Origin of the sequence: uncultured Campylobacter sp. (assembly GCF_937973075.1) — a bacterium.
In the GTDB taxonomy this organism is placed as follows: Bacteria; Campylobacterota; Campylobacteria; order Campylobacterales; family Campylobacteraceae; genus Campylobacter_B.
The window spans coordinates 12,937-32,781 of sequence record NZ_CALBWL010000015.1 but is presented as its reverse complement, the minus strand read 5'-3'; the positions used below and the strand labels follow the sequence as shown (position 1 = coordinate 32,781).

The window sequence follows — 19,845 nt, the reverse complement described above, 5'->3', positions numbered from 1 at the left end:
CCTCATAATCGCATTCGCTTCATAAAATTTTGCCGCGGCTAAAATTACGTTTAAATTCTATCGCATCTCGTAGAATTTCACGCGCCCCGTCCTATGTCCTTTAGTCGCTGCTTTGCCGCAGCCGTCACATCCTCTTCATAATCATACCACGCAAACATCGCGCCGTGCTGCACCGAGCCGCCCAGCAGATCGCCTCCCTGGCGGTTTTTCAGATCGATATTTGCAACCTTAAATCCATCCAGCGTCGCTGCGAACTCGCGCAGGCGCTGCGGCGGGGATTTGAGCTTGGTGTAGAGGTAGCAGCGCCCCGCCTGGCCCTTGCGCCCGACGCGCCCGCGTAGCTGATGAAGCGACGCAAGCCCCATCCGCTCGGCACCCACGATTAAAATGACGCTAAGTCGCGGCAGCGAGATGCCCACTTCGACGATCGTCGTGGTTATCAGCAGCCGCCCCTCGTCGCGAAAGCGGCGCAGAACCTCCTCCTTATCCTTGTCGCTGCCGTGGGTAATCATCACGTCCGTAAACTGAGCCTTCCAAAACGGCGCCGCCTCCTCAAGGCTTTGATAGACCGAGCTTTCGCTTTGCTGCACTAGCGGATAGACGATGATTGCTTGATTGCCCGCGGCGAGCTCACGGCGCAGATCCTGCATAAAGCCCGCAAATCCGTCGTTTTGCAGGATTTTAGTTTTGATCTGCTTTTCAAACGGCAGCTGTTTTAAAAAGCTGAAGCTCACGAGCTCGGATTGGATCATGCTTAGCGTGCGCGGTATCGGCGTGGCGCTAAACTGAATGAAATGCGCGCGAAACTCGCCGTTTTCGGTGAGGCGCGCGATCTTTTCGCGCTGATTCGAGCCGAAGCGGTGCTGCTCATCGACCATTATGAGATTTGACGGCGCAAGCTCGTGGTAGAGCAGGGCGTGGGTACCGATGATAAGGTGCGCGCCCGCAAAATTCGGCTCGCGATCGCCGCTTTTTACGAGCATGGTTTTGATCTGCGGCGGCAGTAGACGGCGCGCCTCGGCGTAAATCTGCTCGGCCAAGATACTCGTAGGCGCCATCAGATAGCTGATACGCGGGTAGTTCATCGCCGCGCTCGCGAGGATCACGAGCGTCTTGCCGCTGCCTACGTCGCCCATGACGACGCGGCGGCGCGCCAGAGGGCTTTGCAGATCGCTAGCGATGTCCTTTATCGCGCTTAATTGATCGCGCGTAGGCTCAAAAGGAAGCGAGGCAAGCCAGTCTGAAATGTCGCGCTGCGGGTAAATTTGCGCCGGGAAACTCGTTTTTTTCGCGCTTAGCTTTTGCAGGTAGTTTAGAATTTCGACAAATTTCAGCGTGCGTAAAATCGCAGCACCGCTTATCTGCGTGACGGCTGCGGCTCTAACGGTCTCGGCGGCATGGACAGTTTCAGCGTCGCTTGCAATTTGAGCGATTGTAGGTATGGCGGTTGTAGCTTGGGCGACTGCGGTCTGGATAGTTTTGGTTTGATAATGCGTAGGTTGCGCGGCGCAATCGTGTAAAGCGCTCATCGGTGCGGCGAACGCGTCTTGAACAGCCTCGGCGGCGCTTGCGGTCCGAGCGATCATAGGCTTTGTGGTTGCGGTCTGCACGGCTACTACAGTCTGAACATTTTCGGTTTGATCGCAGGCAGGCTGCGCGCCCGTAGCTTGCGTGCTCAAAGTTTGAGTAGTCGCGGCTTGCGCGCTCTCTGCTTGGCTTAAAGTTTGAATCGCTGCGGGTTGCGCACCTGCGTTTTGAGTTTGGGCGGCTACGGGTTGCAAATCTGCAGTTCGAACGTCTGAAGTTTGAATCGCTGTGGATTGCGTATCTACGTCTTGAGCGCTTAAATTTTGTTGTGTGGCTTGCTCGGCTATAGACTGCGCGGTTACGGCATGCTCTAACATGGGTTGTGCGGTTGCGGCTTGAGCGTCTGCTGGTCGTACTACTGCTTGGGTACCGGATACTAGGTCGTTTGAAATTTTATCGCCGCTTGCAGCTGTATTATTGTCGGCTTTGAGGTCGTTTGGAATTTCATCTCCGCGCGCCTTCGCGCCGTATGCGGCAAGAAAATCCTCGTCGCCTTGAGCACTAAAATTTTCGTCATTGTAAATCTCCGCGCCGCGCATCCAAGACTGATCGCCGTCTAAAATTTCATCGCTCGTAATCTCGCCGTCACGGAGGCTTGGGGGGAGTGAAGTCTCCGCACCCTTTGGAATTTCGCCGCTTAAAATTTCATTCGCCGCGCCGCGCCTTGCTTTGCAAGCAAGAACTCCGCCATTTTGCGGATGGATTGAAATTTTGCCCTTAAAAATTTCATCATTTTGCGATCCGCCCTTTAAAATTTTGGCGGCGGAGCTTTGCGAACTTGGAATTTCGCTCTTATCTGAAATTACGTGGCAATTTAAAATTTTGTCGCTGCTTAAAATTCCGCCATTTAAAATTTCACTGCCGCTCGGAATTTTGCCGCTGTTTAAAACGTCGTCGCGCTCGCCGAAATTTTCCGCGTCGCCCTCTTTGAGCTGCTTATTTAGCGCGGCTAGCATTCGCACGCTGCGCGGCGAGCTCTCGTGTAGCGCGAGCAGTACCGCCGCCTCGTCCGCGCGCAGCCCGCAGGCTAAAAGCGCGTCCGCGCTTAGGTATTTTTTGATCAGCTTTTGCGCTGCTGCGTCGCTCAGCGCGGCTTTGTATTTGGGCGCGATCCTGCCTGGCTCGCTTACGATTTTTGGGTTTACGAACTGCCACGAGCCGAAGTTCTCGTCACATTTGCCGTGGATGAAAAATTTTTTACCGCGCTTGAAGGCGCCGAAGTGCCAGTTTTTGGCGTTGAAGATCACGATTTTGATCTCGCGCTCCCAGCTGAGGCAGTACGCCGTGACGATGAGCATCGAGCCGCGCCTGTGCTGGAAGAGGCACTCGACCTCCGCCGTGCTCTCGCCCGCGCACGGCGCGTCCCCCACGCTCAGATCGTCGAAGCTTTTGGGCAGAAGCAGCGCTAGATCCAAAAGCGTCGTAATGCCCGCTTTTTGCAGTGCCACCGCGTCTTTTGCTTCAAAAATCAATTTTCATCCTTTAAATTTGATAGGCGCTAAGCCCTTGCGCTACGAAATTTTACGTGTCGAAGCGAAATCGTCCGCCTAAATTTGATCGAAATTCTATGCGCCGCATCGAACGCTTGCCTAAATTTGGCCTAAATTTCGCCCATTGCGGCAAATTTGCTCGCCGACTGTGCCTGTAAATTTTACCTGCTCTGCGCGTGTTTTGTTTGGCGGCCGTGTCTTTGCGGCGCACACCGGATTTTAAACATAGCGCGATCGTTTGAAATTTCACGGCGCGGCTTGCGAACCGTACGATCCGAAAGAGATGCATGCGCGCATCATCTTTTAAATTTCACGGCGCGGCTTGCAAACGGCGTGCGAAATCGAGCTTTGATTTTGTGCGCTGAAATTTTACCGAGCCGTGCACGGCACCTTTAAATTTAGCCGCTCTTATAAGACTCGCAAATTTAGCCGTTTCTTGCAAAGCCCCGCAAGTTTTAGCGCGACCGTAGTTTTAAATTTTAAACGCACAAGCCGTCCGCGAACGGAGTGAAAAAGTAAAATTTAGCGCCATCTGCGCCGCTTTACAAATTTTAAAATTTACCCAAATTTTAGGCCGGTCGCAGGTATGCACTCGCTGTGCCGCGACGGACTAAATTTTAAGCCCCTTTTTTGCGGCGGCCTCGTCGCAAATGACGGAAAAGCTTAGGTTCATGATCTCGTCGTGCGACTTGATGAAATCGTTGAGCGCCCCGAGTTTTAGCGTCTCGATGCGCTTTAAATTTCGCTCGAACTCGCCGAATGCGTAGCCCTTGTAATACTCGCTCTGTGCGATCGCCGCGCGCTTAAACATCGTCTCTTTTTGCAGCACGGCGCTTCCGATTAGGAATTTTTTAGCGCTTTTCAGCTCCGCTTCGCTCACGCCGGATGCGATAAATTTTGCGATCTCCTCTTTTACGAGCGCGGCGGCGTTTTGTAAATTTTCGTTTTTGGTCTGCAGATAGCCCCAAAACTCGCGGCGGCTAAGCTCGAAATCACCGCGCGCATAGACCGAGTACGCAAGGCCGTGCTTGACGCGGATGCGCTCCATCAGCCTGCTGCCGAAACCGCTGCTTCCGAGCACGAAAAGTGCGGTGTTTGCGATGAACTCTTGCTCCTTTGGCAGCGTAAATGGCGCGCCGAAGTAGATATAGGCCTGCTGCGTCTGCTCCTTTTGGATCTTTATCTTTTTCGCATCGCTCGGCGCGTAAAACGGTAGCTCGCGCTTTTTGCCGCTTGAAAAGAGGCTTAGAATTTCTGCGATTTTCGGGTTTTTATCGCTTACGTCGCCGCACAAAACGACGTATAAATTCTCTAAATTCAGCGAGGCGAAAAACTCCCGCACGTCCTTCATCGTGATCCGCTCTACGCTCGCCTCGTCGCCTATGAGCGGCCGCGCAAGCCTCGTGCGCGGATACAGAAGCGCTTTTAGGTTGCACGTCGCGATGTAATCAAACTCGCTTTTTAGCACGGCGAGCTCGCCTATGGTTTGCATTTTTAGTTTTTCCAGCACCGAGGGCGTTAGATTGGGCTCTCTAAGCAGCTCTCGCAGCATATCTAGACCGAAATCAAAGTGCTCTTTTAGGCAGTTTAGCTGGATGCCGAAGGTTTCAAAATTGCTCGCGGCGCCGATCTCGACCGCGCAGATATCGAGCTTGCGGTGAAATTCGCTCACTCCCAGCGTCTTTGAGCCCTCGCCCAAAACGCCCGCGCAGATGCGCGCAAGGCCCAGGGTCTTCTCGCTCACCGCGCCGCTTGCTTTAAAAATTAGCTTGAAGCTCGCCACCGGCAGCGAATCGTCGAACTGATACAAAAAGTCGATTTTAGCGCTTTTGCCGTCTTTAGTGTTGAGTGAAATCTCTTTTTTTTCCATCGTTTTCCTTTATAAAATTTTTAAATTTTATCGCTCTTGTAGGCGCGGTTTTAAAATTTTGACGTAGCCAAGCGCATTGCTTTTAAAATTTGCACGGGGCTCACTTTCAAAATTTCGCTAAAACAAGTTTTCAAAATTTTCTTCAAACTCGCTTCTAAAATTTCGCGCTAGGGTAGTTTTGCCCATCCTGCTTTAAAATTTAATCGCGCTGCATTTTTGTAAAATTTCAGCGCCCCAAACGGCGCGCCGCCGCAACGCATTCTAGCTACGAGGCGAAATTGTCACAGCGCATTTGCGGCACAAAACGAAATATCCGCGCCTAAACGGGGCGCATTGCCGTTGCCAAACACGCAGCTCTGCGGCGTATCGAATCGCCACAGTATGTTTTGTCGCCGCAAACGCGGCAAGCGCCTTCACAAAATGCCTTCTGCGCGCCGTCTACGCCGCATTGATCTCGCAGCGTAGAATTTCGCGTCCGAAAAATTCTAAGGCGAAATTCTGCAGCGAAATGAAATTTTACCGCGCAAATTCCTTTCGCGCCCGTAAATTTAAGCCCATCCTATTATCAAAATTTTAAATCTCGCGGCAAAATTCCACGCTCGAGATCGCGAATTCGCTATCTGTTTTAAGGCAAATTTGCCGCTAAATTCTAGCCGTAAGCGCATAAATTTCTGCCGCAAACACGCAAAACCCGCGCCTAAGCGTACGTCTCCAAAATATCGTAGTTGGTGTTGCGCTTGGCGGGTATTTCGCCTACATCGCGGATCAGCGCTATCATCTCGTCCTTGCTCATCCGAAAGCTCGCGCCCGCGGCCTTTACGACGTTTTCCTCCATCATCGTGCTTCCAAGATCGTTCGCGCCGAATTTCAGCGCCAGCTGCCCGATGTAGCTGCCCTGCGTGACCCAGCTGCTTTGGATGTTTTTGAAATTATCCAAAAATAGCCGCGAGACGGCGAGCAGGCGCAGGTAGCGGTTCGGGCTTTGTTTTTTGATCTCTGGATGCTCGCGCAAAAGGCGGGTGTTTTGCCCCTGAAAGCTCCATAAAATGAACGCTCGAAAGCCGCCCGTGCGGTCTTGCAGCTCGCGGATTTTATCCCAGTGTTCTACGATCTCGCGCGTGCTTTCCAGCGTACCGAACATCATCGTGGCGGTCGTTTTCATACCGATGCCGTGCGCCTCCTCGTGCACTCTAAGCCACGTGGCGCTATCGCTTTTGCGCGGCGCTACTAGCTCTCGCACGCGGTCGCTTAAAATTTCGGCTCCGGCTCCGGGCATCGAGTAGAGCCCCTTGGCTTGCAGCCTGCGAAGTACTTCGAGCGTGCTAATGCCGCTAAGGCGCGCGATATAATCGATCTCGATCGCCGAGAAGCCGTGGATTGTGATGCTCGGATAATTTTTGCGGATGAACTCCACCAGATCCTCGTACCATTCGATTTTTAGCTTCGGATGGACGCCGCCTTGAAATAAAATTTGCGTGCCGCCCACGGCGATGAGCTCCTCGATCTTTTCGCTAATCTGTTCAAAGCTCAGCACATAGGCATCCGCGTCGCTTGCGTGGCGGTAAAATACGCAAAATTTGCAATCCACCATGCACGCGTTGGTGTAGTTTATGTTTCGATCGATGATGAAGGTCGTGACGCGATCCGGGTGCAGCTCGCGCTTGCGCGCAAACGCCGCGCGCCCAAGCTCGTTCAGATCGGCGTGTTCTATTAAATTTAGAGCTTCGTCTATACTTAGTCTTTTCAAATTTATCCTTCCGATTTGCCTTTGCGATACGGCTTTAGTGCGCTGGTGATTTTTTGATTTAGCGTCGGCAGATAGTCCTTGATAGCTATCTCTATCAGCTCAAAATTTAGCCGTTCGTATTCGTGAGAAGCGATATTTCTGGTGGCGTTGATAGCTCTTATTTCATCTTTGCTAAAGATCGCCAAAGCCTGTAAATCGTTGCTTTCTTGCAGCCCCTTTAGCAGGGCGTGGATATTTATGAACTGCATCATTATCGCGGGCTGCAAAACGTCCTCATCTGCAAGTGCCTGTGCTACGCCGCCCTCGCATTTATTTAGGATGGATGAAATTTTATCAGATATCTTTTTTAATCGCTCTACGCTTGATTTTTCAAACATAAATCGCTCCTTGCAAAAGCTTTGCTTTTTCTTCGCGACTTAAAGAGGTAGTATCGCACAGATCGACATTTGCATTAAATTTACCGGAGAGCTTTTTTTTAAAATCGTCTAAAAAAACCAGCGCCGAAAAGGGGTTTCCTAGATTTTTTACCATTTTTGCCCCGTCGGTTTCGATCGCGATGTCGATGTCTGAAAACGCGTCGGCGCTACCCTTGGCGTAGCTGCCGAAAAGCCCTAGCTCGGTAATGCCAACCGCAAAAAGCCTCTTTTTCTGCGACGATAAAAATTTTAAAATTTCATCTTTGCTGTTGATCGTTTTTTTTGGTGCGGTTTTAGCGCTCACTCTACGCCTCTTTCGGGTCTACGGGCGCTTCTTCTTTAGCGCCAGAGCTTTGCGCGTCTTTGCTTGCGGTGGCGTTAGAATTTTTATCGCCGGCACTCCTGCTGTCTGCGTCGCTTAAATTTGTGTCGCCGTTATTTAAATTTATCCCGTCTGCGCCGCTAGAATTTCGACTGCTATCTTTTTTAACCACGATCTGGCCGTTTTTTACGCCTGAAATTTCGACGCGGTCACCCTCGTTAAGATCCGAAATTTCATCGCTTTTCCAAAACGTGCCTTTGAAATAGACCATGCCGTTTTTGACGGTGCCGGTGCCGCTTTCGTCCAAAAAGTTATCCTCATGCCTCTCTTCTGGTTTGAAAAAGCGCGATTTTAGCGGCCTTTTAAATGCGATCAGAAGCACGAAAGAAAGTACGAACGAAAGCAGAATTTGTACGTCCCAATCAAGCTGAAAGCCGAAGCTCAAAAGCCCCGTGATGAAAAATCCGGCGCTGAAAAATATAAAGGTAAAATCCATCACCAAAAGCTCGACGATCGCCAAAATCACGCCGATTATGATAAAAATCAGCGCGTTCATTTGAGCTCCTTCGCGCCGTTTTTGCTGAGGAATTCTTTAAGCACGCTAAGAGAGCCGATCAGCTCGCTCGTTTCGTAAGGGATCAAAATTTTATCCTTGCTCGGGTTTTTGGACAGCTCGCTGAAGGCGTTTACGCGACCCTGCGCGAGCAGGTATTCCGCCGCAAAGCTGGAAGCACTCATCGCTAAATTTATACTGTCCATCGCGTCTTTTTGACCTTGCGCGAGCGCGATCTGCTCGTATTTTTTCGCATCCGCCATACGCTCGATCGCCTCGGCTTCGAGAACCTTCTCCTGCTTTAGCGCTTCGGCGTTTCGGATGAGGGCTGCTTTTTCAGCCTCGGCTTTAAGCTCGATCGCGCGCTTTTCGCGCTCGGCCTTCATCTGCATATTCATCGCCTCTTCGATGCCGTGCGGTACCGAAATTTCGGAAATCTCCACGCGCATGATCTTTACGCCCCAGTTATCTGCGGCGTCGCCTAGAGCGATTTGTAGCTTGGAATTTAGCTGATCGCGCGAACTAAGCGTGCTATCTAGGCTCATCTCGCCGATCGCGCTACGTAGCGTCGTCATCGCTAAATTTGAAATCGCGCGGCGATAATCCTCGACGTTGTAAAGCGCCATCTTACCGTCGATGACCTTCAAAAACACGATACCGTCGACGCTTATGTTGACGTTATCTTTGGTAATGACTTGCTGTTTGCTGATATCCACCAGCTGTTCGCGCACGCTCATCTTCGCGCGCACCGCGTCAAAAAACGGCACGATGATGTGAAAGCCGCCGTCAAGCACCTTATGAAAGCGACCCAGCCGCTCGATGATCAAAATTTCCGATTGTGAGACGATCTTGACCCCCATCTTTAGAATTGCCGCGATGAGGACGCAAAATACTATTACCGTAGTTACGAACCCTTCCATTTTCACTCCTGAATTAAAATTTCGCAATTATAGCATTTTTAGCTTATTTTGGCTTTTAAGGCGCGCCGTGATACAATCGCTCTAAATTTTTATAATTAAATACGGGATAAAATTTTATGATCAGATACATCGTGCTACTTCGACATTCACGCAACTACCGCCTGCTCTTTTCGGCGGGTTTTATATGTATGTTCGGCTTGTGGTTTTCTGTGGTGGGGGTCGCTACGCTACTGATTGAACTTGGCGCGCCGGTATGGGCGATTACGGCGGTGGGCGTCGTTTCATTCGTGCCGAACGTTTTTTTAGCGCCCATTAACGGCATCATCGTGGATAAATTTCAACCAAAGCCGCTGATGACGGCGATGTTTATAACCGAGATGATCAGTATTTTCATGCTAATTTTTATTGATAGTTTGGATTATTTGTGGCTGCTACTTTTGATCGTGGTCGTGCGCAGCGTCGCAGGCACGCTGTTTTTTCAAACCGAATCATCTACGCTGCCGAAATTTCTAAGCCGCCCCTATCTCAAGCTTGCTAACGAGATGACGGGCATTATCTGGACGATCACATATACTTTCGGCATGGCGAGCGCTGGTATTTTTATCCACTATTTCGGCGTGCGAGCGGCATTTATTTTGGATTTTTGTTTATACGTTTTTTCGTTTTTTATCCTGCTGCGGCTAAATTTTAAAGACCTCGCAAAAAACGCGCCAGGGCCGGTGTTTAAAATGCTAAAGGAGGGCTTTTCTTACCTGCGCTCGCATCCTTTGGTGGTGCATCTCATCGTCCTTCATGCCTTCGTTGCCGTCACCACCTACGACAATCTCATCGCGCTTCTTGCGAAGTATAAATACAAAGAAATTTTAAGCGCTTCGCTAGTCATCGGGCTTATGAATATGTCGCGCTCGACGGCTGCATTTTTCGGGCAGATATGGCTAAGCAAGATTGTGAATAAACATACGTTTTTTTGGCTATTGCTGGGGCAGTTTGCGGGCATCGCGCTGTGGGCGGTGCTGGAGTTTAACTACTGGCTTTCGTTTGCGGGCATGATCGCGGCGGGATTTTTCATCACGACGGTGTGGTCGTATTCTTTTACGCAGCTGCAAAGCCACGTCGACAGGGAGTTTTTCGGGCGCGTTATCGCTTACAACGACATGGCGTATTTCATCGTCGCGACGCTCGTATCGGCTGCGATCGGATTTTTTTTCGAGCTTGGATTTTCGCTTTCGCAAATCACCTTCGGCATGGGCTTTATGTTTGCAATCGCGGCGTTTTATTATAAATTTTTGATCTACGAAAAAATTTAAGAGCATGCTGCTATCTTTTCGGCGCGATCTCGGGACGGAAGATAGCAAATATAAATAAAAAGCTCATCGCTGCAAAAAACACCCAGATAAAGCCGTTTGCGCCCAAACATTTCATCATCGCGCCGATTATCAAAGGCGAACAGAGCGACGCGCTTGAATAGATAAAAAGCATCGCCGCCGAAATTTGCACGCGAGATGCGCCCTCGCCGGTGATGGAGTCATTTGCGCGCGCGATGGCGAGCGAATACAAAGGAAAAGCGCCAAATCCCAACATCAACGCAAGCGCGCACGTTAGGATGAAGCTTTTGGCAAAAAATAGCGCCGCGCAGGCTACGATACCGATGGCGCAAACTATCATTATGGCGCGTTTGCGGCCGAATTTATCCGAGATTACGCCGCAGAAGAGCTGCGCTAAGAAGCCTCCGACCATTGCCGATCCCATAAATGCGCCCACTGAGCCCACTCCAAGCCCCGCGCTTAGCACGAAAACGCTCGCCATCGAAAAAAAGCCGTTAATCAAAATGCCCGCGCAAACCACCGTCGCAAACGCAAGCGGCGGCACGATCGAAATTTGCGGCATCGAAACTCGCATGCGAGCGGGAACCCTAGGAGGGTTGAAGCGGATTAAATTTACCGGTAGCAGCGCCAAGATGATGAAAAATGCGCTTAGCACGAAAACTTTCATCGTTCCGAAATTTAGCGCCAAAATTATAACTCCTATCGCAAACGCGCCGTAAAAAACCGCTTCGTAGATCGCGAGCACGCGGGATCGGATGGAGTTTGTGATCTTTGAGTTTATCCAGCTTTCGATTATCATCAAAAGTGCGTAGTAGCAAAAGCCCAAAATAAAGCGCAAAATCGCCCAATACACGAGGTTTGAGCCAAGATCATGCAGCATCGCCGCGATGCCAAAAAGCGCCGTAAAGACCGCGTATGCCCGCACGTATGAGAGCGCGCCGATTATCGAAGGCACGAAAAAGCCGCTAAAGATCGCCCCTAAAAAGAAAAACGCCGAAATTAGTCCGATCTCAAGCTCGCTGTGGCCGGATTCTTTTAGCATGATGCCCGCGCTTGCGATGACTAGCGCATCGCCGATAAACATAAAGAAAATCCCCAGAAATAGAGGGCTTAGCGAGCGTGCCGCGCGCATGGATTCAAACAATGACTTTTCCTTGGAATTAAATTTGGCGTATTGTAGCCTTTTATTGATTAAAGCTCGGTTTTTATGGCAAAATATTTGAAAAAATTTTGAAGGAGCGGGTATGAGATTAAAAATTTTAACCGCATTTTTACTGGCGGCGATATTTGGCGGATGCGCGGCGTTTCGAGGCAAGGTATATATATTGGAGGATCCCAAGGTAAAGGAAGCATATAGCGCGATAGAGTTACCGTATAGCATTAAGATAGATGGAGAAACTTTTACCAGAAAGTATAAAAATCTTGCGGCGGCATATTATTTTTTAAACGATGAGGAAGGATTTGGCTGGAGTAAGCTCGTATCTATATCATATTTCAACGACGTAAAAAATATCGATGAGTATGCGTATGGGATATATCAAGCGATCGAAGAGGCCAATGCGGGAAAAAAACAAGAGGATCGACGCTCCTTCGGCATTTTAAAGACCAACCATACGCAAGCTATAATAGTACTCCTCAATCCGCCCGCCCCCGGAGATCCTAATTTCAATAAATATGAAGTCGATCTAATGGTTGCAGATATGCAAAGCTGCGGACTTGTACTTGTGCAATACGCGAAAAATTTCGATTCGGATAGAGATTTTAAAAAGATGCGAAAATTTATAAAGGAAAATAAAGCCAAAATTTTATCGCAGATGCCTAAGATCAAGTGCAGGTAGCGCCGAAAAGCCAAGCGTGCGATAAAATTTTACCGCGGCAGTTTTAAAACGGCGCGAGCGTTTAAATTTAAAGTCAAGCCCGTAACGAAGCGCTGAAATTTTTAAGATAAAATTTTAATCCAAAAGTTAAAGCTCTAGCAGTCGCGCCTAGTCGCATCAAAGAGACGAGCTTTATTGAAAAGCACTGCAGCTAAAGCGGCGAGTTGCTAAATTTCAAGGCGAAATTTCAATCTTTGCGGATAAATTTATGTAGCTTGCTTGAAAGATAAAATTTTAAAATTTCATAGAGCAAAACCGGGGCGCAAAAGGTGCAGAATTTTAAAGCTCTAACTGTTTTGCATAATCCCCTTTAGGCTGCGATACTCCTCGCATTCGCTCGTCAGCTTCGCGTCGGTGCCGATGGCGAGGATGCGGCCGTTTTTCATCACGGCGATACTGTCGGCGCGCTCGATCGTAGAGAGGCGGTGAGCGATTACAAAGACGATTTTGCTTTGTTTGATCTTTTCGATGACGTTTGAGATCTCCTTTTCGCTTGCATTATCCAGCGCCGAAGTCGCCTCGTCGAATATTAAAATTTGCGGGTCCTTATACAGTGCGCGCGCGATGGCGATACGCTGGCGCTGCCCGCCGCTAAGATTTGCGCCGAACTCGTTAAGCAGGGTGTAAATTCCATCCTTCATCGAGCTTACGAACTCATAGGCGTTGGCGAGCTTCAGCGCCTCTATGACGCGCTGCTCGTTAAATTCCGCGCCGTAGCTTACGTTTTGCGCGATCGTGTCGTTGAAAATATAGACGCGCTGGCTTACGAGGCCGATGTTTTTGCGCAGGCCAGGGATGCTAAACTCGCCGATCTCGTCGTTGCCGTTGAATAAAATTTTACCGCTACTTGCGTCGTAAAAGCGCATCAGCAGGTTCACGACCGAGCTTTTGCCGCCGCCGCTGTTTCCGACGAGCGCTAAAATTTCACCCTTTTTGACGCTGAAGCTTATGTCTTTCAGCGCCGCCTTGTCGCCGTAGTTTAGCGACACGTCGCAAAAGCTCACCGAGCCGATCTCACCCATCTGCTTTCCGCCTCCTACGATCGTAGGCTCCAAGTCTATGAGCTCAAACGTCCGCTCGCTCGCCGCGATGGCGTCTTGCATGTTGTTGTATAGAGAGGAGACCTTTTTTATCGGCGTGTAAACCATAAAAAGCGCCGTAAGGAAGCTGAAAAAGCTGCCGATGCTCATTTGACCCGCGATGACCTCCTGCCCTCCGACGATGATCACTACGGCGATGCCCACTGCGCCTAGCATCTCCATGATCGGGCTTACCAGGCACGTCGTTACGACAGCTTTTAAATTTAGACCGAAAAATTTCTTGTTTTCGGCGTTAAATTTCTCCACTTCAAAGCTCTCGGCGTTGCTTGCTTTGACGATTTCGATGTTGGAGTAAATTTGACTGAGCGCCGAGGAGATATCGGAGGTTTTTTCTTGAGACTCGCGCGAAATTTTTTTCATCCGCTTTGCAAGGCGAGAGAGCGGATATATCGCGCACGGAAAGACTACGAGCGCGAAAAACGAGAGCTTTGGACTCTGATAGATCACGACGCCCAAAAGCCCCAAAATCGTAATGATCTGCGTGAAAAAATCGGGAATCATATTCGAAACTACGACGCGGATACGCTCTATGTCGTTGATCGTGCGGCTGATGAGCTCGCCCGTGCGGAAGCGGTTGAAAAAATCCACGTCCAGCCGCACGAGGCTTGCAACGAGCCTGTCGCGGAAGCGGCGCACCGTGTCTTGACCGATGAAGGCGGTGAAGTAGTTTTGCATAAACGCGCCGCCGCTTTTCATCGCGAAAACCACGATGATCGCGATCGGAAGCGTATAGAGATACGGCTCGTTTTTTTCGACGAAAATTTTGTTTAAAACGGGCTTCGCGCTCGCAGCAGTCGCCACGCTCGTCATCACCATACCCAAAATCGCCAATGCAAACTGCGGCTTGTAATCCCTAAAATAGGGCTTAAAGCGCGATAGTAAAGTTTTAAAACCGTTCAAATACAATCCTTTTTTATAAAATTTTTAAAATTTAAATCCTAAAATTTTTAAAATTTCAAAAATTCTGAAATTTTAAAATTCCTTAAATTTTAGAATTTCGACCGCGAGGCAGCACAAAATTTATGGGGCGGCGCGGGACTAATTCGCGCTTCGCAAGCTCACTAAATCTATCCGCCCACATACGCTGCCGTGCGGACGACGCCGAGATTTAGCTTTTTTGTTTGCCGTTTTTAAAGCGTTAAGCGCTTAAAGCGAGCAAGTTTTTATTTATCGTGATCTCTAAACGCTTTTGCAAACCATTTTTTTAAAACGCTGAACGCTTTGAGACGCCATAAAGCGCTACAAAATGCCGTATCGTAATTGCATTGCGTTATATCGCTACTTCGCAGCGCCGCATTGCATTGCTCTTTCGCACCACCGCACTACCTATAAAATCGCTGCCAGCCTTGTGGTTTTTCCGCTGCATCAGCCGTATCGCCAAATGAAGTCGTGACTTTCGTCGCTGTGCGCACCCACGAATATCGCCGAATAAAAATCGCGCCAAAATTTGCACGTCGCCGCAGCATGTTCCACTGCACCTAGTCGCGTTAAAATTTACGCACAGGTGCGCCGGAGTGCTGCTTTCACTATACTGCATCGCAACTTTGCATCGCCAATTGCCATAAAAAATAGCACTGAAATTTACGCACAGACAAGCCGTAGTGCTACCGCTGTACCGCGCTATATCGCGCCGCCGCATCAGCCGCACCGACGAATGAAAATCTCTATCCGCCTCGCGCCTCTGTCGCCGCGCCACGTCACACATCGCTCCTGCACCGTATCGCTAAATAAAATACGCCGTCGTATCGCGATACCGCAAATAAAATTGCTTCAAAATTTTCGTGCGGATTAGCGTTCGGACTTACGTCTCGCATCGTAAAAATCACAAAATTTAACGTAAAATTTTGCGCTAAATTTTACGTTTTACTCCGCTGCGACCTCCCAAACGGTGCCGCCAGGCGTATCCATCACTTCGATCTTCATATCCGTAAGGCGCGCCCTGATGGCATCCGCGCGCGTAAAGTCCTTTTCTGCCTTCGCCTGCGCGCGCTGTTTTATCAGCTCCTCGATCTGCGCTCTTTGCTGCTCGCTCACGCCGAAGCGAAAGTATTCGGTCTCATCCTCATATAAAATTCCAAGCGTCTGCTTCGCAAATTCTAAATTTACGGCGATTTGAGCCTTTAGCGCTTTATCTTTTGGCGCGCGATCTAGCGCTTCGTTCGCGCTTGCTACGAAGCTATCGAGCACCGCAAGCGCGCCCGAGGTGTTGAGATCGTCGCTTAAAAACTCCATCATCTCCGATCTAAATTTAACCTCCACAGCAGGTAGTTCGGGCGCAGAATTTTGCCCCGCAGAGGGAGCTAAAACGTCACGGACGCGCTTTTTAAGGCGGTAAATTTTATCTAGCCTCTTTTTGCTCGCAAGCAGATCGGCTATCGAATAATTAAAATTTGCCCTGTAATGCGAGCTTAAGAGATAAAATCTCAGCGCCTCGCCGGGTGCGATTTTTAGGGCATCTCCTACAAAAAATGAGTTGCCGAGGCTCTTGCTCATCTTTTCGTTATTTACTTGCACGAAGCCGTTGTGAAGCCAGTATTTACTTAGTGCTCTATGGCGGGCGCAGCGGCACTGCGCGGCTTCGTTTTCGTGATGCGGGAAGAGCAGATCGGCGCCGCCTGCGTGAATGTCGATGCAAAAATGCGGATCGCCGCTATCAAGGTGCGCCAAAATCATCGCGACGCACTCGCTATGCCAACCCGGACGCCCTTTGCCAAACGGGCTATCAAACCAATTCTCGTCAAATTTCCACAGCACGAAGTCCTTCTCGTCGTGCTTGGCATCGTTTGAGGCGACACGGGCGATGTTTTTGCTAGCGCCCTCTTTTTTGCCGCTAAGGCTTAGATAATCCCCGTCCTTGCGCGTGTCAAAGTAGATACCGTCACCGGCGATCTCGTAGGCAAAGCCTTTTTGAAGAAGCGAGGATATGAGCTCGCAGATCGCAGCAATATTTTCGGTTGCCTTGGGCGAAATGCTCGCGTCCGCGACGTTTAGTGCGCTCATATCTTGCAAATATCTATGGGTGTAAAACTCCGTGATCTCCTCGAGGCTCTTGCCGGTTTCCGCCATCTTTTTTAAAATTTTATCATCGATATCGGTGAAATTTCGCGCAAATTTAACCTCATAGCCCTCCGCTTGCAGCACGCGGCGCAGCAGATCGAAGCTTACGGCGCTTTTTGCATGCCCCAGATGCGCGTCGTCATAAACTGTCGGACCGCAGGCGTAAATGCGCGCCAGCCCCTCGCTAATGGGCTTAAAAGGGAGCTTCTTTTTGCTCAAACTATCATAAATTACCATAATACAAGCCTTTTAAAATGTATAAAATCGCCGCCTCGCCTGCACAAAGCGCCGCGATCGCAATAATTTTTTTTGCGCGGATTATAGCCAAAAAGTTATTAAATCCAAAAAAATAGAGATTAAAGCCCAGCAGAAACGCTCCCGTTATCGTGCTTGCAAACGCAAGTCCCACGGCTCCGAAGGGTTTAAAAAACAGCGCGCACAAAGCGACGTTTATAAAGACGCACCAGATCGAAATTTTCGCGCTTAGCTTCTGCTTCATATTCGCATACAGCCAGTGCGAAAAAATCCTAGACAGCCCGAACGGCACGAGCCCCACCATATACGCGCCGAGAACTGCGGCGCATTCGATAGAATTTTGGCGGGTAAATTCTCCGCGCTCAAATAGCAGCTGCGTGATCTCGTTTCGCAGCATCACGCCGCCTATCGCAGAGAGCCCGAGCAGCGCCAAAAGGAAGTAAAACCCGCGCTCCACGAGCGCCAGAGCCTGCGCGTCGTCGTGAGCTTTTACGAATTTGCTCATGCGCGGAAAGATCGCCGTGCTAAGCGCGATCGCAAAAAGCGCGAGCGGCAGCTGAAATATGCGGTTGGCGTAGTAGAGATAGCTTATGCTGCCGCTAGCAAGGAAGCTCGCAAAAAAGGTATCTATAAACGAGCTTAGCTGAAGCGCCGAAGCACCGAGCACGCCCGCGAAAAAATTTTTATAAAAGCCCTGCGTCTGCGGTTTATCGCCTCGCGCAAGCCGCGCAAAGCCGCCTGTTAAGACGCGTAGCATGCCGGTAAATTTCAGCGCATAAACGTGCACCGCAAGCTGTAAAAGCCCGCCCGCTACGACGCCGAAGCTAAGATAGAGCACCGCCGTAGCGCCGTCCTTACCGCGAGCTAGCAGAAGCGCCGCGATCATCGCTAAATTTAGAAGTGCGGTCGAAAACGCCGTCGTAGCGAAATGGTCTCGGTACTGAAGCAGCGAAGCAAAGAGCGTAACGACGAAGATAAACGTAAGGTAGAAAAAATTTATCCGCACGTATGGCACCGCAAGATCGATCTGCTCGGCGCTAAATCCGTATGCTAAAACTTTAGTAAAAACGGGTGCGGCAAGCAGCACGAGCGCCGTTAAAAGCGCGATGAAAACGCTAAATTTTATTAGCACTGCTGCGGCAAAAATTCCTTTTTTGCGCGCGGCGGTAAAGCTAGGCAAAAAAGCCTGCGTAAAGGCTCCCTCGCCGAATAGTCTACGGAAAAGATTGGGCAGTTTAAACGCTACGAAAAACAGATCGCTGTAAATCCCCGCGCCCAAAACCGATGCGGTAAGCAGGTCGCGCACGAAACCTAAAACTCGCGAAACCAGCGTGCCTGCGCTATTTGTAAAAAAGCCTCTGAGCATAAATCTCCATTAAATTTTATAAAATGCCAAGGTTGATTATATTATAATTTCCCCTATTTTTTGATTTTGGAGAGAAATTTTTGCGGAATTTAGCCTTTTCGCTCGAAAGCTCGGGCGGGAAAAACACCTTATCGCTACGCGGGCAGTGGAACTACAAAAGCTCGCGCGCTCAGCTGCTTGCACTAAAAAAAGCGGTAAAAAATCTAAACGAGCTGGAGCTAAGCTTAAGCGAAATTTCAAATTTAGACTATTTCATGGCGCTGATGATCAAAAACGCCCTTGCCGGCAAGCGGGTTAGTCTTGTGGAGGATAGCTGCAAAGCCGCCAAAATTCTAAGCTTTATGGATGATAAAACGATCGATTTTAGCTACGTGCCCGAGTCTCGTAGGCTAAATTTTTTAGCGCAGATCGGACTTTATTGTCATCTTGGAATTTTAGGCTTGCTAAGCCTTGCTGGCTTTTTGGGCGAGTTTTTTTCCAAACTCGCGGCTTTTATAATTCATCCGATGAAATTCCGCTTCAAAGAAACCGTAAATTTCATCAAAGATAGCGGTATAGACGCGCTTTTCATCGTCTCATTGACGGCATTTTTAATTGGTATCGTGCTTGCTTACATCGGCTCGGATATGCTTTCTAAATTTGGCGCCAGCATCTATATCATCGACATAATGGGTGCTTTGACGCTCCGTGAGGTAGCGCCTCTAATCGCCGCCATCGTTATCGCGGGTCGCTCGGCTTCGAGCTTTACGGCGCAGATCGGTGTGATGAAGATCACCGAAGAGATCGATGCGATGAGGACGATGGGCTTTGATCCGTTTTATTTTCTTGCGATGCCGCGCATTATCGCGATGGTACTAATCATGCCGCTAGTCATTTTTATCGCAGATTCGGTAAGTATTTTTGCTCAGATGATAGTGTGTGACGCGTATTTAGACATAGCCTTTAGCGATTATTTGGATAGATTTAAGGCTTCTGTAGAGCTTAGGCATTTTTTAGTAGGTGTGATTAAAGCGCCGTTTTTCGGGGCATTCATTGCTATCATCGGCTGCATGCGGGGTTTTGAGGTCAAAGGAAATACCCAAAGCATCGGCGAATACACCACCATTAGCGTCGTAAATGCGATATTTTGGGTTATCGCGATCGACGCGGTATTTGCGGTTTTGTTTTCGGAAATCGGGCTATGAGCGAGCAAGTACAATCCAGCGAAAGCGCTAAAATTATAGTCGCGCGCGACGTTACTACCGCGTACGGATCGCGCATTATGCACGATAGCGTGAGCTTTGGCGTCAAAAAGGGCGAAATTTACGGCTTCCTAGGCGGCAGCGGCAGCGGCAAAACGACGTTAATGAAAACGCTCATATTTTTAAAGCGCCCGCAAAGCGGCGAGATTAAAATTTTCGGGCGCGATATTTGGCGCGCGAGCGAGGCGGAACAAAACGAGATCCGCCTAAAATGCGGCGTGATGTTTCAGTTCGGTGCGCTTTACAGCTCGATGAGCGTGCTCGAAAACGTAGGCGTGCTGCTGCGCGAATACTCTAAATTTAGCGAGCGCGAGATAGATGAGCTATCGATGTTTTGGATCCAAAAGGTGGGGCTTAAGAAGGAGGCTGCTGCGCTTAGCCCAAACGAGCTTAGCGGCGGTATGAAAAAGCGCGTGGCGCTGGCTCGCGCGCTAGCACTTAGCCCTGAAATTTTATTTTTGGACGAGCCAAACTCGGGGCTTGATCCGCTCAGCGCCAGATCCCTTGATAGGCTTGTTTGCGAGCTTAGAGACAGCCTCGGCGTCACGGTCGTGATGGTGACTCACGACGTGGACAGTATCTTTGACATTTTGGATCGATTTTTGATCGTGGATAATCAAAAAATTGCCTTTGAAGGAAGCATCGAGGAAATTTCAAGCCTAAAGAACAACCCGCTTGAAGAGCTATTTAAGATGCGGCAAAGGGATTGAGTTTTGAAA

The 19,845-nt window shown here is 49.5% G+C and carries 15 protein-coding genes; 4 read left to right on the top strand and 11 right to left on the bottom strand.

The features are described from left to right. Window positions 1–77: 77 nt before the first annotated feature. The 7 genes from recG to Q0274_RS01790 all read right to left on the bottom strand — a co-directional run bounded on the left by recG (window position 78) and on the right by Q0274_RS01790 (window position 8,905). Entirely contained in the window at window positions 78–1,529 is a 1,452-nt protein-coding gene (recG, locus tag Q0274_RS01820) for an ATP-dependent DNA helicase RecG (protein WP_298027184.1), read from the bottom strand. Between the two features lie 2,158 nt (window positions 1,530–3,687). Continuing rightward, window positions 3,688–4,947 (bottom strand): pitrilysin family protein, encoded by a 1,260-nt coding sequence (locus tag Q0274_RS01815; protein WP_298027179.1) that lies wholly within the window; start codon window positions 4,945–4,947, stop codon window positions 3,688–3,690. 697 nt (window positions 4,948–5,644) lie between these two features. Further along, entirely contained in the window at window positions 5,645–6,694 is a 1,050-nt protein-coding gene (locus tag Q0274_RS01810; protein WP_298027176.1) for a dehypoxanthine futalosine cyclase, read from the bottom strand. A 2-nt stretch (window positions 6,695–6,696) separates the two neighbouring features. Continuing rightward, complete coding sequence (locus Q0274_RS01805; RefSeq protein WP_298027173.1) at window positions 6,697–7,071, bottom strand: HepT-like ribonuclease domain-containing protein; 375 nt, start codon at window positions 7,069–7,071, stop codon at window positions 6,697–6,699. Then, on the bottom strand, window positions 7,064–7,414 hold the full coding sequence (locus Q0274_RS01800) for a nucleotidyltransferase family protein (protein ID WP_298027172.1): 351 nt from the start codon (window positions 7,412–7,414) through the stop codon (window positions 7,064–7,066). Before Q0274_RS01800 ends, Q0274_RS01805 begins: the two co-directional genes overlap by 8 nt. A gap of 1 nt (window position 7,415) precedes the next feature. Next, window positions 7,416–7,988, bottom strand: a complete 573-nt coding sequence (locus Q0274_RS01795) for an NfeD family protein (RefSeq protein WP_298027169.1) — start codon at window positions 7,986–7,988, stop codon at window positions 7,416–7,418. Then, window positions 7,985–8,905 carry an SPFH domain-containing protein gene (locus Q0274_RS01790; protein WP_298027167.1) on the bottom strand — a complete coding sequence of 307 codons (921 nt, stop codon included), beginning with the start codon at window positions 8,903–8,905 and terminating at the stop codon, window positions 7,985–7,987. The genes Q0274_RS01795 and Q0274_RS01790 overlap by 4 nt, the downstream gene beginning before the upstream one ends. Window positions 8,906–9,021: 116 nt before the next feature. Here Q0274_RS01790 and Q0274_RS01785 point away from each other — a divergent pair, with 116 nt between their 5' ends. Further along, on the top strand, window positions 9,022–10,212 hold the full coding sequence (locus tag Q0274_RS01785; protein WP_298027164.1) for an MFS transporter: 1,191 nt from the start codon (window positions 9,022–9,024) through the stop codon (window positions 10,210–10,212). A 10-nt stretch (window positions 10,213–10,222) separates the two neighbouring features. Here the strand turns inward: Q0274_RS01785 and Q0274_RS01780 are convergent, their stop codons facing one another. Beyond that, window positions 10,223–11,374: an MFS transporter gene (locus Q0274_RS01780; RefSeq protein WP_298027161.1), complete on the bottom strand. Its 1,152-nt coding sequence runs from the start codon at window positions 11,372–11,374 to the stop codon at window positions 10,223–10,225. Between the two features lie 100 nt (window positions 11,375–11,474). Between Q0274_RS01780 and Q0274_RS01775 the strand changes: the two genes are divergently transcribed. Beyond that, window positions 11,475–12,068, top strand: a complete 594-nt coding sequence (locus Q0274_RS01775) for a hypothetical protein (RefSeq protein ID WP_298027159.1) — start codon at window positions 11,475–11,477, stop codon at window positions 12,066–12,068. 326 nt (window positions 12,069–12,394) lie between these two features. Here the strand turns inward: Q0274_RS01775 and Q0274_RS01770 are convergent, their stop codons facing one another. From Q0274_RS01770 to murJ, 3 genes are all read right to left on the bottom strand, one after another. Further along, a complete protein-coding gene (locus tag Q0274_RS01770) occupies window positions 12,395–14,107 on the bottom strand; it encodes an ABC transporter ATP-binding protein (RefSeq protein ID WP_298027156.1) in 1,713 nt (570 codons plus the stop codon). Between the two features lie 963 nt (window positions 14,108–15,070). Next, a complete protein-coding gene (gene cysS, locus Q0274_RS01765; protein WP_298027153.1) occupies window positions 15,071–16,501 on the bottom strand; it encodes a cysteine--tRNA ligase in 1,431 nt (476 codons plus the stop codon). Then, window positions 16,488–17,885 (bottom strand): murein biosynthesis integral membrane protein MurJ, encoded by a 1,398-nt coding sequence (murJ, locus tag Q0274_RS01760; RefSeq protein ID WP_298027150.1) that lies wholly within the window; start codon window positions 17,883–17,885, stop codon window positions 16,488–16,490. Before murJ ends, cysS begins: the two co-directional genes overlap by 14 nt. A gap of 80 nt (window positions 17,886–17,965) precedes the next feature. Here murJ and Q0274_RS01755 point away from each other — a divergent pair, with 80 nt between their 5' ends. Together Q0274_RS01755 and Q0274_RS01750 are read left to right on the top strand one after the other, a co-directional pair. Further along, window positions 17,966–19,069: an ABC transporter permease gene (locus Q0274_RS01755; protein ID WP_298027146.1), complete on the top strand. Its 1,104-nt coding sequence runs from the start codon at window positions 17,966–17,968 to the stop codon at window positions 19,067–19,069. Beyond that, entirely contained in the window at window positions 19,066–19,836 is a 771-nt protein-coding gene (locus Q0274_RS01750; protein WP_298027143.1) for an ABC transporter ATP-binding protein, read from the top strand. Before Q0274_RS01755 ends, Q0274_RS01750 begins: the two co-directional genes overlap by 4 nt. The last annotated feature ends 9 nt before the right edge of the window (window positions 19,837–19,845 follow it).

Excerpts from the sequence above, each read along its gene's own strand:
- recG (WP_298027184.1), bottom strand. The coding sequence starts at position 1,529 with ATGAGCGCTTTACACGATTGCGCCGCGCAACCTACGCATTATCAAACC.
- Q0274_RS01815 (WP_298027179.1), bottom strand. The coding sequence starts at position 4,947 with ATGGAAAAAAAAGAGATTTCACTCAACACTAAAGACGGCAAAAGCGCT.
- Q0274_RS01805 (WP_298027173.1), bottom strand. The coding sequence starts at position 7,071 with ATGTTTGAAAAATCAAGCGTAGAGCGATTAAAAAAGATATCTGATAAA.
- Q0274_RS01795 (WP_298027169.1), bottom strand. The coding sequence starts at position 7,988 with ATGAACGCGCTGATTTTTATCATAATCGGCGTGATTTTGGCGATCGTC.
- Q0274_RS01790 (WP_298027167.1), bottom strand. The coding sequence starts at position 8,905 with ATGGAAGGGTTCGTAACTACGGTAATAGTATTTTGCGTCCTCATCGCG.
- Q0274_RS01785 (WP_298027164.1), top strand. The coding sequence starts at position 9,022 with ATGATCAGATACATCGTGCTACTTCGACATTCACGCAACTACCGCCTG.
- Q0274_RS01775 (WP_298027159.1), top strand. The coding sequence starts at position 11,475 with ATGAGATTAAAAATTTTAACCGCATTTTTACTGGCGGCGATATTTGGC.
- cysS (WP_298027153.1), bottom strand. The coding sequence starts at position 16,501 with ATGGTAATTTATGATAGTTTGAGCAAAAAGAAGCTCCCTTTTAAGCCC.
- murJ (WP_298027150.1), bottom strand. The coding sequence starts at position 17,885 with ATGCTCAGAGGCTTTTTTACAAATAGCGCAGGCACGCTGGTTTCGCGA.
- Q0274_RS01750 (WP_298027143.1), top strand. The coding sequence starts at position 19,066 with ATGAGCGAGCAAGTACAATCCAGCGAAAGCGCTAAAATTATAGTCGCG.